This is a genomic window from Motilibacter peucedani (genome assembly GCF_003634695.1).
GTDB lineage: Bacteria > Actinomycetota > Actinomycetes > Motilibacterales > Motilibacteraceae > Motilibacter > Motilibacter peucedani.
Genome location: NZ_RBWV01000012.1, coordinates 64,886 through 77,889 on the forward strand (window position 1 = coordinate 64,886; position 13,004 = coordinate 77,889).

General features: G+C 75.6%; 12 protein-coding genes. All 12 read left to right on the top strand.

Going from position 1 to position 13,004, the window contains the following annotated elements; genetic code table 11:
- Positions 1 to 7: 7 nt before the first annotated feature.
- From CLV35_RS11230 to cobC, 12 genes are read left to right on the top strand one after another with little or no spacing between them, the layout of a single operon-like run.
- Positions 8 to 2,074, top strand: a complete 2,067-nt coding sequence (locus tag CLV35_RS11230; RefSeq protein WP_121193596.1) for a putative cobaltochelatase — start codon at positions 8 to 10, stop codon at positions 2,072 to 2,074.
- Positions 2,074 to 2,688, top strand: coding sequence for a cob(I)yrinic acid a,c-diamide adenosyltransferase (cobO, locus tag CLV35_RS11235; protein WP_121193597.1), 615 nt, complete (start codon positions 2,074 to 2,076; stop codon positions 2,686 to 2,688). Before CLV35_RS11230 ends, cobO begins: the two co-directional genes overlap by 1 nt.
- A complete protein-coding gene (locus tag CLV35_RS11240) occupies positions 2,682 to 4,046 on the top strand; it encodes a cobyrinate a,c-diamide synthase (RefSeq protein WP_121193598.1) in 1,365 nt (454 codons plus the stop codon). Before cobO ends, CLV35_RS11240 begins: the two co-directional genes overlap by 7 nt.
- Entirely contained in the window at positions 4,043 to 4,774 is a 732-nt protein-coding gene (cobI, locus tag CLV35_RS11245) for a precorrin-2 C(20)-methyltransferase (protein WP_121193599.1), read from the top strand. Before CLV35_RS11240 ends, cobI begins: the two co-directional genes overlap by 4 nt.
- A complete protein-coding gene (gene cobM, locus CLV35_RS11250; protein ID WP_121193600.1) occupies positions 4,771 to 5,586 on the top strand; it encodes a precorrin-4 C(11)-methyltransferase in 816 nt (271 codons plus the stop codon). Before cobI ends, cobM begins: the two co-directional genes overlap by 4 nt.
- Entirely contained in the window at positions 5,583 to 6,725 is a 1,143-nt protein-coding gene (locus tag CLV35_RS11255; RefSeq protein WP_121193601.1) for a cobalt-precorrin-5B (C(1))-methyltransferase, read from the top strand. Before cobM ends, CLV35_RS11255 begins: the two co-directional genes overlap by 4 nt.
- Positions 6,722 to 7,906 (top strand): precorrin-6y C5,15-methyltransferase (decarboxylating) subunit CbiE, encoded by a 1,185-nt coding sequence (gene cbiE, locus CLV35_RS11260; protein ID WP_231121719.1) that lies wholly within the window; start codon positions 6,722 to 6,724, stop codon positions 7,904 to 7,906. The genes CLV35_RS11255 and cbiE overlap by 4 nt, the downstream gene beginning before the upstream one ends.
- A complete protein-coding gene (gene cobJ, locus CLV35_RS11265) occupies positions 7,903 to 9,573 on the top strand; it encodes a precorrin-3B C(17)-methyltransferase (protein WP_121193603.1) in 1,671 nt (556 codons plus the stop codon). Before cbiE ends, cobJ begins: the two co-directional genes overlap by 4 nt.
- Positions 9,561 to 9,740 carry a 4Fe-4S dicluster domain-containing protein gene (locus tag CLV35_RS11270; protein WP_231121720.1) on the top strand — a complete coding sequence of 60 codons (180 nt, stop codon included), beginning with the start codon at positions 9,561 to 9,563 and terminating at the stop codon, positions 9,738 to 9,740. Before cobJ ends, CLV35_RS11270 begins: the two co-directional genes overlap by 13 nt.
- Positions 9,737 to 10,312, top strand: coding sequence for a precorrin-8X methylmutase (locus CLV35_RS11275; RefSeq protein WP_121193604.1), 576 nt, complete (start codon positions 9,737 to 9,739; stop codon positions 10,310 to 10,312). Before CLV35_RS11270 ends, CLV35_RS11275 begins: the two co-directional genes overlap by 4 nt.
- Positions 10,309 to 11,244 (top strand): sirohydrochlorin chelatase, encoded by a 936-nt coding sequence (locus tag CLV35_RS11280; protein WP_121193605.1) that lies wholly within the window; start codon positions 10,309 to 10,311, stop codon positions 11,242 to 11,244. Before CLV35_RS11275 ends, CLV35_RS11280 begins: the two co-directional genes overlap by 4 nt.
- Entirely contained in the window at positions 11,237 to 13,003 is a 1,767-nt protein-coding gene (cobC, locus tag CLV35_RS20075; RefSeq protein ID WP_183061931.1) for an Rv2231c family pyridoxal phosphate-dependent protein CobC, read from the top strand. Before CLV35_RS11280 ends, cobC begins: the two co-directional genes overlap by 8 nt.
- The last annotated feature ends 1 nt before the right edge of the window (position 13,004 follow it).

Below are 13,004 nucleotides of genomic sequence, written 5' to 3' on the forward strand. Positions count from 1 at the left end.
CCGCGCGGTGGACGTTCGCTACCCGTTCTCGGCCGTCGTCGGCCTCGACGAGCTGAGGCTGGCCCTCCTGCTCAACGCCGTCGACCCCGCGATCGGGGGCGTGCTCGTGCGCGGCGAGAAGGGCACGGCCAAGTCGACCATCGTGCGGGCGCTCGCGGCGCTGCTGCCCGAGCTCGCCGTCGTTCCCGGCTGCCGGTTCTCCTGCGACCCCGCAGCGCCCGACTCCTCCTGCCCCGACGGCCCGCACCCGCTCGACGGCCCGGTCGCCCTGCGCGAGGCGCGGCTGGTCGAGCTGCCGGTCGGCGCCTCCGAGGACCGCGTCGTCGGCTCCCTCGACCTCGAGCGCGCGCTCGCGCAGGGCGTGAAGGCCTACGAGCCCGGCCTGCTCGCCGACGCCCACCGCGGCGTGCTCTACGTCGACGAGGTCAACCTGCTCTCCGACCACCTGGTCGACCTGCTGCTCGACGCCGCCGCGATGGGCCGGGCCCACGTCGAGCGCGAGGGCGTCTCTGTCTCCCACGCCGCCCGCTTCCTGCTGGTCGGCACCATGAACCCCGAGGAGGGCGAGCTGCGCCCGCAGCTGCTCGACCGCTTCGGCCTGACGGTCGAGGTGCGCGCCAGCCGGGAGCCGCGGGAGCGGGCCGAGGTCGTACGCCGCCGGCTCGCCTTCGACGCCGACCCGGCGTCGTTCGCCGCCCGGTGGGCCGAGGGCGACGCCGCCCTCGCCGCCCGCATCGCGGCCGCCCGCGCCGCCCTCCCCGAGGTCGTGCTGTCGGACGCCGCGCTGCGCCAGGTCACCAGCGTGTGCGCGTCCTTCGAGGTCGACGGGCTGCGCGCCGACCTGGTCACCGCCCGCACCGCGGTCGCGCTGGCCGCGTGGCACGGCCGCACCGAGGTGGTGGCCGAGGACGTGCGCCAGGCCGCCCTGCTGGCGCTGCCGCACCGCCGGCGCCGCAATCCGTTCGACGCGCCCGGCCTCGACGAGTCGCAGCTCGACGACGCGCTCGCCGAGGGTGCCGAGCCCCCCGAGCAGGGCCCCGACGACGACGGCGGCCCCAGCGGTGGCGGCGCTCCCGAGCCGGGCCCCGGCGCCGACGCAGGCACGTCCGACACCTCTGGCACCCCCGACACCCCCGAGACCGAGATGATCATGGGGGACTCAGGAGGACACGCCGGCGAGTCGCGCGGAGAACCTCATGATCATCGCGAGGGGGGAGCGGCGGGGGAGCGGGGAGCGGTGGCGGCGTCGCAGCCGTACGCGGTGAAGCCGCTGCGCGTCGCCGGCCTCGGCGACGGGGCTGCGGGACGCCGCTCGCGCGCCCGCACCGCCGACGGGCGCACCGTGCGCTCCGAGGCGCCGCAGGGTCGCGTGAGCTCCCTGCACCTGTCGGCCACCCTGCGCGCGGCGGCCCCCCACCAGGTCGGCCGCGGGCGCCGGGGTGCCGGGCTGGAGCTGCGCCGCGACGACCTGCGCCAGTCGGTGCGCGAGGGGCGCGAGTCCAACCTGGTCGTCTTCTGCGTCGACGCGTCGGGCTCCATGGCCGCGCGCCAGCGGATGGGCGCGGTGAAGGGCGCCGTGCTCAGCCTGCTGCTCGACGCCTACCAGCGCCGCGACAAGGTCGCCGTGGTCACCTTCCGCGGCAGTGCTGCCGAGACCGTGCTGCCGCCGACCTGGTCGGTCGAGGCTGGTGCCGCCCGCCTCCAGCAGCTGCCGACCGGCGGGCGCACGCCGCTGCAGGCCGGGCTGCTCCAGGCGGCCGAGCTGCTGCGCCTCGAGCGGGTCCGCGACCCGCGCCGCCGCCCGCTGCTCGTCGTCGTGACCGACGGACGGCACACCTCGGGGGGCGACCCCTCGCGCGCGGCCGCCCTGCTGCGCCACGCGGGCGTGCACAGCGTGGTCGTCGACTGCGAGTCGGGCCCGGTGCGCCTGGGGCTGGCGGGCGCGCTCGCCGCGGCCCTCGGCGGCGAGGCGCTGCGGCTCGACGAGCTGGCAGCCGAGACACTGGTCTCCGTCGTCCAGTCGAGCACAGTCCGCTCGAGCACGGTCCGCTCGAGCACGAGGAGGGTCGCCTGATGCCGCAGGGCCAGCCGACGAGCGTGCCCGACGACGGGCTCACCACCCGCCAGCGCCGCAACCGCGCGCTGGTGGTCGTGCACACCGGCGAGATGAAGGGCAAGTCGACCGCCGCCTTCGGGCTCGCGCTGCGCGCGTGGCACCAGGGCTGGCCGATCGGCGTCTTCCAGTTCGTGAAGTCGGCCAAGTGGAAGGTGGGCGAGGAGTCCGCGCTGCGCGCGCTCGGCCGCGTCCACGAGCAGACCGGCGAGGGCGGGCCGGTCGCCTGGCACAAGATGGGCGAGGGCTGGTCGTGGATCCAGCGCCCCGGCTCCGAGGCCGACCACGCCGCGGACGCCCTCGAGGGCTGGGAGCAGGTCAAGCGCGACCTCGCGGCGCAGACGTACTCCTTCTACGTCCTCGACGAGTTCACCTACCCCGTGAAGTGGGGCTGGGTCGACGTCGACGACGTCGTCCGCACCCTGCAGGAGCGCCCCGGCACCCAGCACGTCGTCATCACCGGTCGTGACGCCGACCCGCGACTCGTCGAGGCCGCCGACCTCGTGGTCGAGATGACCAAGGTCAAGCACCCCATGGACGCGGGCCAGAAGGGCCAGCGGGGGATCGAGTGGTGAGCACCCCGCGCGTGGTCATCGCCGCTCCCGCCAGCGGGCACGGCAAGACCACCGTCACCACCGGCATCCTGGCCGCGCTCGCGCACCGGGGCCTGGCGGTCTCGCCCCACAAGGTCGGGCCCGACTACATCGACCCGGGCTACCACGCGCTCGCCGCCGGCCGGCTGGGCCGCAACCTCGACGCCTTCCTGTGCGGCGAGGAGCGGATCGTGCCGCTCTTCCTCCACGGTGCGGCCGGCGCCGACATCGCCGTCGTCGAAGGCGTCATGGGCCTCTACGACGGCGCCAGCGGCCACGGTGAGCTCGCCTCCACCGCGCAGGTCGCCAAGCTGCTGCGCGCGCCGGTCGTCCTGGTCGTCGACCCCTCGTCGCAGGGCCGGTCGGTCGCCGCGCTGGTGCACGGCTTCGCGACCTTCGACCCCGGTGTGCGCATCGGCGGCGTCATCCTCAACCGGGTCGCGTCCGAGCGGCACGAGCAGGTCGTGCGCGAGGCGCTCGACGAGATCGGTGTCCCCGTGCTCGGGGCGCTGCCCCGCTCCGACGCGATCGCCGCACCCTCGCGGCACCTGGGGCTGGTGCCCGTCGCCGAGCGCAGCGCCGCCTCAGTCGCCACGGTGCGCGCCCTGGGCGAGCTCGTCGACGCCTGCGTCGACCTCGACGCCGTGCTCGACATCGCCCGCACTGCCGGCAGTCTTCACGCTCCGGCGTGGGACGCTCGCGTCGAGGTCGGCGAGCGCGTCGAGGGACGACCGCGGGTGGCTCTCGCTTCCGGTGCCGCCTTCACCTTCTCCTACGCCGAGACCGCCGAGCTGCTCACCGCCGCGGGTGCCGAGGTCGTCCGCGTCGACCCGCTGCGCGACGAGGCGCTGCCCGAGGGCGTGCAGGCGCTGGTGGTCGGCGGTGGCTTCCCCGAGATGTACGCCGCCGAGCTGTCCGCCAACGTGCCACTGCGTACCTCCGTCCGTGAGCTCGCGGCGACCGGGGCGCCCATCGCCGCCGAGTGCGCGGGCCTGCTCTACCTCGCCCGCTCGCTCGACGGGCAGCAGATGTGCGGCGTGCTCGACGTCGACGCCCGCATGACCGGCCAGCTCTCGCTCGGCTACCGCGACGCGGTGGCCGTCACCGACAGCGTGCTGGCCTCGGAGGGCCAGCGCGTGCGCGGCCACGAGTTCCACCGCACGGCGTGCGACCCCACCCCCGTCGGCACCGCCGGTGCGCCGGCCTGGCGGTGGGCCGGTGGCTCGGGCGAGGGGTTCGTACGCGGTGGCGTGCACGCCTCCTACCTCCACCTGCACTGGGCCGGGGCGCCGCACGTCGCGCGCCGCTTCGTCGCCGCCGCAGCCGGGATCGCGTCGTGAGCCCGCTGCTGGTCGGCGTCGGCATGGGCCCCGGCGACCCGGAGCTGGTCACCGTCAAGGCGGTGCGTGTGCTCGAGTCGGCCGACCTCGTGATCGTGCCCGTGATGGGCGACGACGTCGGCCGCGCCGAGGCGACGGTGCGGGCGCACGTGACGCACGACCGCGTACGCCGCCTGCCCTTCGCCCTCAGCGACCGCGGCGGGGTCACCCAGGCGCGCACGCAGGCGTGGGACGAGGCAGGAAGCGCTGTGGCGCAAGCGTTCGCCGCCGGTGCCTCGGCCGTCGCGTTCGCCACCATCGGCGACCCCAACGTCTACTCGACCTTCTCCTACCTCGCCCAGACCGTGACCGCGCTGGTGCACGACCTCGAGGTGCAGACCGTGCCCGGCATCACGGCGATGCAGGACCTCGCCGCGCGCAGCGGCACCGTGCTCTGCGAGGGCACCGAGTCGCTCGCGCTGCTGCCGATCACGGCGGGTCTCTCGGCCTACGAGGCGGCGCTCGCGTCGTTCGACACGGTCGTCGCCTACAAGGGCGGGCGCCACCTGCGCGAGGTCCGCCACGTCCTCGCGGCCACCGGTCGCAGCGAGGGCGCGGTGTTCGGGTCGGCGCTCGGCCTCGCCGGCGAGGACATCCGTCCGCTCGCCGACGTGCCCGACGACGCCGCCCCCTACCTGTCAACAGTCATCTCCCCGGCGCGCCGGGTCTCGCGCGGAGGAAGCCTGTGAGCGTCGGCAGAGTCGTGTTCGTCGGAGCCGGCCCGGGCGCTGCCGACCTGCTCACGTTCCGGGCGGCGAGGGCGATCGCCTCGGCCGACGTCGTCATCTGGGCCTCCAGCCTGGTCGAGGCCGAGGTCCTCGAGCACGCCCGCGCCGATGCAGAGGTCGTCGACTCCGCGCAGCTGCCGATGGAGGGCGTGCTCCCCATCTACCAGCGCGCCGCGGCCGAGGGCCTGACCGTCGCGCGCGTGCACTCCGGCGACCCGTCGCTGTGGGGGGCCGTGCAGGAGCAGCTCGACCGCTGCCGCGAGCTCGGCCTCGAGACCGAGATCATCCCCGGCGTCAGTGCTTTCTCGGCCGTCGCGGCGATCGTCCAGCGCGAGCTGACGATCCCCGAGGTCGCCCAGTCGGTGATCCTCACGCGCCTCGGCGGCGGCAAGACCCCCATGCCGCCCGGCGAGGAGGTGCGTGACTTCGCCCGCCACGGCACGACGATGGCGGTGTTCCTCAGCGCGGCCCGCTCGGGCCAGCTCCAGGCCGAGCTGCTCGAGGGCGGCTACGCCCCGGAGACCCCCGTCGTCGTCGCCTACCAGGCGACCTGGGCCGACGAGCTCGTCGTGACGTGCACCGTCGAGACGATCGAGCAGACCGTGAAGGCCCACAAGCTGTGGAAGCACACGCTCTTCCTCGTCGGCCCCGCCCTCGGCGCGGCCGGCACTCGCTCGCACCTCTACCACCCCGGCCACTTCCACGGCTTCCGCAAGGCCGACCCCGAGGCGCGCCGCGCGCTGCGGTCGAGCCGCACCACGAGCCCGGGATGAGCGAGGGCCCCGAGCTGCGGGAGCCCGACCTGCCGCGCACGGCGAAGCAGCGGCCGCGCGCTCTCCGCACCGGCTGGACCACGGGCACCTGCGCGTCCGCGGCGGCGAAGGCGGCGGCCACGGCCCTGCGCGACCAGCGGCCGCTCGAGGTCGTCGAGGTGGCGCTGCCCAGCGGTGCGCGCGTCACCTTCGCCGTCGACTCCTGCACGGTGGAGCCGGCCCGCGCGCAGGCCGTCGTGGTCAAGGACGCCGGCGACGACCCCGACGTCACGCACGGGGCCCACCTGACCGCCACGGTGTCGTGGCTGCCCTCGCCCGGCCTCGAGCTCGACGGCGGGGTCGGCGTCGGTGTCGTCACCAAGCCGGGCCTCGGTCTCACCGTCGGCGGGCCGGCCATCAACGACATGCCCCGGGCCATGATCACGCAGGCGGTCCGCGAGGTGATCGACCCGGCCGACCACGGCGTGCGCGTCGTCGTCAGCGTGCCCGAGGGCGAGGTCATGGCGCGCAAGACCACCAACGCGCGCCTCGGCATCCTCGGCGGCATCTCCATCCTCGGCACCACCGGCATCGTGCGGCCGTTCTCGACGGCGTCGTGGCGCGCGAGCGTCGAGCAGGCCGTCTCGGTCATGGCGGCGCAGGGCGAGCAGACCCTCGTGCTCGTGACCGGCGGGCGCACGGAGAAGGGCGCGATGGCGCTGCTGCCCGAGCTGCCCGAGGTCTGCTTCGTCGAGGTCGGCGACTTCACCGGCGCCGCGATCCGACGCGCCCGTGCCGACGGCTTGCGTCGCGTGGTCTTCGTCGGGATGGTCGGCAAGCTGACGAAGCTGGCGGCCGGCGTGCTGATGACGCACTACACCCGCTCCAAGGTCGACCCGCAGGTCCTCGCCGACGTCACGCGAGCGGCCGGCGGCTCCGACGAGCTCGCCGCCTCTGTCGGCGCCGCCAACACCGCACGCCACGCCTACGAGCTGTGGGAGCAGGCCGGGCTGCTCCGCCCCGCCGGCGACGAGCTGTGCCGTCGGGTGGCCGACGTGCTCGTGCGCTTCTCCGAGCAGGAGCTGGCGGCCGAGGTCGCGATGGTCGACTTCACCGGTCGCCGCGTCGTCGCCGCCACCGTCGAGGGGTGGGCGGCGTGATCACCGTCATCGGCTGGGACGGCTCCGAGCTCTCGGCGGAGGCACTGCGTACGTTGGAGAAGGCGACGTTCGTCACCGGCGGATCGCGCCACCTCGACGCGCTCCCGGTGCCTCCTGGCGCGCGCACCGTCGTGATGGGCAACGTCGAGCGGGCGCTCGACGAGCTCGAGCGCCACGACGGCGACGCCGTCGTGCTGGCCAGCGGTGACCCCGGCTTCTTCGGCATCGTGCGCGCGCTGCAGCAGCGGAGCCTGAGGTACGCCGTGGTGCCCGCCGTCTCGTCGGTGGCCCTGGCGTTCGCGCGGGCGGGGCTGCCGTGGGACGACGCACTCGTCGTCAGCGCCCACGGCCGCGACCTCCGACCGGTGGTCAACGCCTGCCGGGCGTTCGGCAAGGTGGCCGTGCTGACGGGCCCGGGAGCCGGACCTTCGGAGCTCGCAGAGGCATTGTCTGGCCTGCCGAGGTCGCTGGTGGTCGGCGAACGGCTCGGCACGGCCGACGAGCGCGTCACGGAGTTCTCCGCTTCGCGCCCGGTCGCCCGCGACTGGGCCGAGCCCAACGTCGTGCTCGTGCTGGCGGTGAAGCCCGGACCGTCGGAGCGCGGCTGGCTGGCGGGTCCCGCCGCGGCCCCCTCCGGCTGGGCGCTGCCCGACGACGACTTCGCCCACCGCGACGGCATGATCACCAAGGCTGAGGTGCGCGCCCTGGTCCTGCCCCGGCTCGCACCGACCGTCGGGACGCTCGTCTGGGACGTCGGCGCCGGCAGTGGCAGCGTGGCCGTGGAGTGCGCCCGCTTCGGTGCCGCCGTGGTGGCCGTGGAGCGTGACGGGCAGCAGGTCGGGCGCATCCGCACCAACGCCGGCCGCCACGGCGTCGACGTGCAGGTCGTCACCGGCGCCGCGCCGGCGGCGCTCGTCGGGCTGCCCGACCCGGACGCCGTCTTCGTCGGTGGCGGCGGTGCTGAGGTGGTCGCCGCCGTCGTCGCCCGGCAGCCCGCACGCGTGGTCGTCGCGCTCGCCGCCCTGGACCGACTCGCCCCCGTCCGCGACCTGCTGCACGACAACGGCTACGACGTCGAAGGAACGCTCATCTCCGCTTCCCGCATCGCCCCCCTGCCCGACGGGTCCTCCCGGCTGGCCGCCACGAACCCCGTCCTCGTCGTGAGCGGGGTGCGGCCGTGATCGGCCTCGTCGCCGTCACGGCCGCCGGGCGTGCAGCGGCCGCGGAGCTCGCCGCCGCCTGGCCCGACGAGACCCGCACCTACGACACGCCCGCCCGTGAGGCGCTCGCCGCCGCCTGGGGCGAGTGCGAGTCGGTCGTGGCCTTCCTGGCGGTCGGTGCCGCGGTCCGGCTGGTGGCACCGCTGCTCGGCGCCAAGGACGAGGACCCCGGTTTGGTCTGCGTCGACGAGGGCCGTCGCTGGGCGGTCGCCGTCGTGGGGGGCCACGCCGGTGGGGCCAACGCCCTGGCCGAGCGAGTGTCCGGAGCCCTGTTGGCACAGCCCGTCGTCACCACCGCCACCGACTCCGCCCGCGTGCAGGCTCTCGACATGCTGGGCTGGCCGGTCGAGGGCGCGGTCGCGCGCGTGTCGCGCGCGCTGCTCGACGGGGAGGCCGTCCGCCTCGAGGCCGACGCTGTCTGGCCGCTGCCTGCCCTGCCGACGACCGTGGGCGACGCGGGGGAGGTCACCCTGCGGGTGACCGACCGGGTGGTGACGCTCGACGCCGCGACCGCGGTGCTGCGGCCGCCGTCGCTGGTCGTCGGGGCCGGTGCCAGCAGGGGAGTGACCGCCGACGAGGTGCTGTCGCTGGTCGACGCCTCGCTGGCTGCGGCCGGCCTCAGCCCGGCGAGCGTGCGCCACCTCGCGACCGTCGAGGCGAAGGCCGACGAGCAGGGCATCGTCGAAGCCGCCAGTACGCGCGGCTGGTCTCTCGTGGTCCACCCCGCCGACGTGCTCGCCGCCGTCGACGTGCCCAACCCGAGCGACGTCGTGCTCGCCGAGGTCGGCACGCCGAGCGTGGCGGAGGCCTCCGCGCTGGTCGAGCCGGGCGCCGAGCTGCTCGTGGCCAAGCAGAAGTCCGCGATGGCGACGGTGGCGGTGGCGAGACTGCGGCCCCGCGGCCGGCTGGCCGTCGTCGGCCTCGGCCCCGGCGCCCGCGACCTCATGGCTCCGCGCGCCGCCGCCGAGCTCGCCCGGGCCTCGGTCGTGGTCGGGCTCGACCAGTACCTCGACCAGGTGCGCGACCTGATCCGGCCCGGCACCCGCGTGCTGTCCTCCGGGCTGGGCGACGAGGAGGCCCGCGCGCTCAGTGCCGTCGCCGAGGCGCGCGCCGGGCACGCCGTGGCGCTGATCGGCTCGGGCGACGCGGGCGTCTACGCGATGGCCTCCCCGGCGCTGGTCGCCGCGGGCGACGACATCGACGTCGTCGGCGTGCCCGGCATCACCGCGGCGCTCGCCGCATCGGCGCTGCTCGGGGCGCCCCTCGGCCACGACGCCGCCTACGTCAGCCTGAGCGACCTCCACACGCCGTGGGACGCGATCGAGCGCCGGGTCCAGGCGTGCGCCGAGGGCGACTTCGTCACCGTCTTCTACAACCCGCGCAGCCGGCAGCGCGACTGGCAGCTGCCGAAGGCGCTGGGGATCCTTGCCGCGCACCGGCCGCCCACCACCCCGGTCGGCGTCGTGCGCAACGCCTCCCGGCCGGGGGAGCGCACGCTGGTCACGACGCTGACCGAGCTCGACCCGGCCGACGTCGACATGTTTTCCGTGGTCTTAGTCGGCTCCACCAACACGACCACGGTCGCCGGCCGCATCGTCACACCACGGGGCTACACGTGGCAGAGCTGAAGGCCGACGTGGGGCCGTGCCAAGGATGCGGCGCGTGCCTGCTCACCTGCCCCGAGCACGCGATCGTCCCGCGCGGCGGGACGCTGGTCGTGCTCGGCCGCTGCTCCGGCTGCGGCGAGTGCGTCGAGGTCTGCCCGGTCGACGCCATCGAGCTGGTGCCGGCATGACCCGCTCGGTCCACCCCATCGAGGTCGAGTCCTACGCGATCCTGCGCTCGCGGGTCGACACGTCGCACCTGCCGCCGCTCACACGGGCCGTCGTGGAGCGCGTGATCCACGCGAGCGCCGACACCGCGTACCTCTCGGAGCTCGTCACCGACGAGCAGTCGCTGCGCCGCGGCTGGGAGGCGCTGCGCGCCGGTGCTCCTGTCGTCGTCGACGCCGAGATGGTCGGCGCCGGCATCACCACCCGGTCCACCGTGTGCCACATACGCACCGCTGTGCCGCTCGAGGGCGAGACCCGCTCAGCCGCCGGCTTCCGGCAGGCGTTCGCGGAGGTCGGCCCGGGCGCGGTCTGGGTGGTCGGCAACGCGCCCACCGCGCTGTTCGCGCTGCTCGAGCTCGACGTCGCGCCCGCCCTCGTGGTCGGGCTGCCCGTCGGGTTCGTCGGAGCCGTCGAGTCCAAGGCAGCCCTGCGAGAGTCGGGACTGCCTGCTGTCAGCAACATCTCGGAGAAGGGCGGGTCCGCCGTCGCCTCGGCAGCGGTCAACGCCCTGCTCTACACGGAGGAGCCGTCGTGACACCCCCACCCCTGCTCATCGTCGGGCACGGGACCCGCAGCGACGACGGCGTCAAGCAGTTCGGGCTGCTGGTCGAGCGCGTGCGCCGCCGGCTCGCCGAGCGCGGCGTCGACGTCGAGGGCGGGTTCATCGAGCTGGCTCCGCCGCCGGTGCGCGAGGCGGTCGGCTCCCTGGTCGAGGCAGGCCACCGGCACGTGGTCGCCGTGCCGCTGGTGCTCGTCGCCGCGGGCCACGGCAAGGGCGACATCCCCGGCGCCATGCAGCGCGAGCAGGAGCGGCACCCCGGGCTGACCTACGCCTACGGCCGCCCGCTCGGCCCGCACCCCGCGCTGCAGCAGGTGATGGAGGCTCGCATCGACGCCGTGCTCGACGGAACCCCGCGCGAGTCGGTCGGCGTCGTGCTGGTAGGCCGAGGGTCCTCGGACCCCGACGCCAACGCCGAGATCGCCAAGGTGGCTCGGCTGCTCTACGAGGGCCGCGGCTACGCCTTCGTCGAGACGGCCTTCATCTCGCTGGCGCAGCCCTCGGTGCCCGAGGCGATGGAGCGCGCCCGCCGGCTGGGTGCGCAGACGGTCGTCGTGGCGCCCTACTTCCTCTTCGACGGCGTGCTGCCCGACCGCATCGTCGAGCAGTCGGTGGCCTACGCCGCCGAGCACCCCGAGCTCGACGTCCGGGTCACAGGGCTCATCGGCGACTGCCACGAGCTCGCCGGCCTGGTGGCCGAGAGGTACGACGAGGCCATCGTCGGCGACATCCGCATGAACTGCGACACCTGCATCTACCGCATCGCGATGCCCGGCAACGAACACCGGGTCGGGGCGGCCCAGGCGCCGCACGACCACCCCGACGACCCGTCGCACAGCCACGGCGACTCCCACGGCCACGGGCACGGGCACGCGCACGGGGAGGGGCACAGCCACTCCCATGGCTGAGGACCTGCGCCACCACGGCGACAGCGACGCGGTGCCGGGTCTGGTCGACCTCGCCGTCAACGTACGCAGCGGTGGCCCGCCGCCGTGGCTGCGCGACCGGCTCGTCGCCTCGCTCGCGTGCATCGACGCCTATCCCGATGCGGGCCCGGCGCGCGCGGCGGTCGCGCGACGCCACGGCCGGGCACCGGAGGAGGTGCTGCTGACAGCGGGCGCCGCCGAGGCGTTCGTGCTCCTGGCGCGGGCGCTGCGCCCCGCCCACGCCGTCGTCGTGCACCCGCAGTTCACCGAGCCGGAGGCAGCGCTGCTCGCCGCCGGTCACGAGGTGCACCGGGTCGTGCTCGAGCCGCCCTTCGTGCTCGACGCCGCGCTGGTGCCCGACGAGGCGGACCTCGTGGTCGTCGGCAACCCCACGAACCCGACCTCGGTGCTGCACCCCGCCGAGCTGCTCGAGCGGCTCTGCCGTCCCGGCCGCACCGTCGTCGTCGACGAGGCCTTCGCCGACGCGGTGCCGGGGGAGCCGGAGTCGCTGGCGGGGCGAGGCGACCTGCCCGGCCTCGTCGTCGTGCGCAGCCTGACCAAGACGTGGGCGCTCGCCGGACTGCGCGTGGGCTACCTGCTGGCCGACGCGTCCACGGTGCAGCGGCTCGCGGAGCTGCAGCCGCTGTGGGCGCTGAGCACCCCGGCCCTCGCCGCCGCCGTCGCGTGCAGCTCGCCCCGTGCGCTGGAGGAGGCCGACGGCTGGGCGCGCGGGCTCGCCGACTCCCGCGACGAGCTCTGCCGGGCGCTCGCCGGTGTGCCCGGCGTAGGGGTGGTGCCGGACGCCAGGGCGTCGTTCGTGCTGCTCCGCACGCCGGTCACCGACCTGCGCGCGCGGCTGGCCGCCGAGGGGTTCGCCGTACGCCGTGGCGAGACCTTTCCCGGCCTCGGTCCCGAGTGGGTGCGGGTCGCCGTGCGCGGCCCGGCCACGAACGCGTCGTTCGCGGCGGCGCTGCACCGGGCGGTGTCGGGCCAGCCGGCCGCCCCGCGGCCCACGCCGGTCGGAAGCGTGGCCCTGGTCGGCGGGGGACCGGGCGAGCGCGGCCTGCTGACCGTGAGAGGCGTGGAGCTGCTCGCCCGCGCCGACGTCGTGGTCGCCGACCGGCTCGCGCCCGACGTGTCGGCCCTGCTCCGTGACGGTGTCGAGGTCATCGACGCCTCCAAGACGCCCGGCGGTCGCAGCGTGCCGCAGGAGCAGACCACTGCAGTCCTCGTGGCGAAGGCGCTCGAGGGCAAGCGGGTCGTGCGCCTCAAGGGCGGCGACCCCTACGTCTTCGCCCGCGGGTTCGAGGAGCGCGCGGCGTGCCTCACGGCCGGCGTGCCGGTGGAGGTGGTGCCCGGGGTGACGAGCGCGCTGGCCGCGCCCGCGGCCGGCGGGGTGCCGGTGACCCACCTCGGCCTGGCGCAGGAGTTCACCGTCGTCTCCGGCCACGTCGCGCCGGGCGACCCGCGCTCGACCGTCGACTGGGACGCCCTCGCCCGGCTCAACGGCACGCTGGTGCTGCTCATGGCCGTCGACCGGCTCGCCGCCATCGCCGCCGCCCTCGTGGCGGGCGGGCGCGACCCGCTCACCCCGGCCGCGGTCGTGAGCCAGGGGACGCTGCCGGGGCAGCGCAGCGTACGCACCTCGCTCGCCGAGCTCGCCGCGACCGTCGAGCGCGAAGGCGTCCGGCCGCCCGCGGTCGTCGTCATCGGCGCGGTGGCGGGCCTACCCGAGGCGTGAG

What these genes read in the sequence shown, in the direction of transcription:
- cobO (WP_121193597.1), top strand. Translation starts at nt 2,074, where the DNA reads ATGCCGCAGGGCCAGCCGACGAGCGTGCCCGACGACGGGCTCACCACC.
- CLV35_RS11255 (WP_121193601.1), top strand. Translation starts at nt 5,583, where the DNA reads ATGAGCGAGGGCCCCGAGCTGCGGGAGCCCGACCTGCCGCGCACGGCG.
- CLV35_RS11275 (WP_121193604.1), top strand. Translation starts at nt 9,737, where the DNA reads ATGACCCGCTCGGTCCACCCCATCGAGGTCGAGTCCTACGCGATCCTG.
- cobC (WP_183061931.1), top strand. Translation starts at nt 11,237, where the DNA reads ATGGCTGAGGACCTGCGCCACCACGGCGACAGCGACGCGGTGCCGGGT.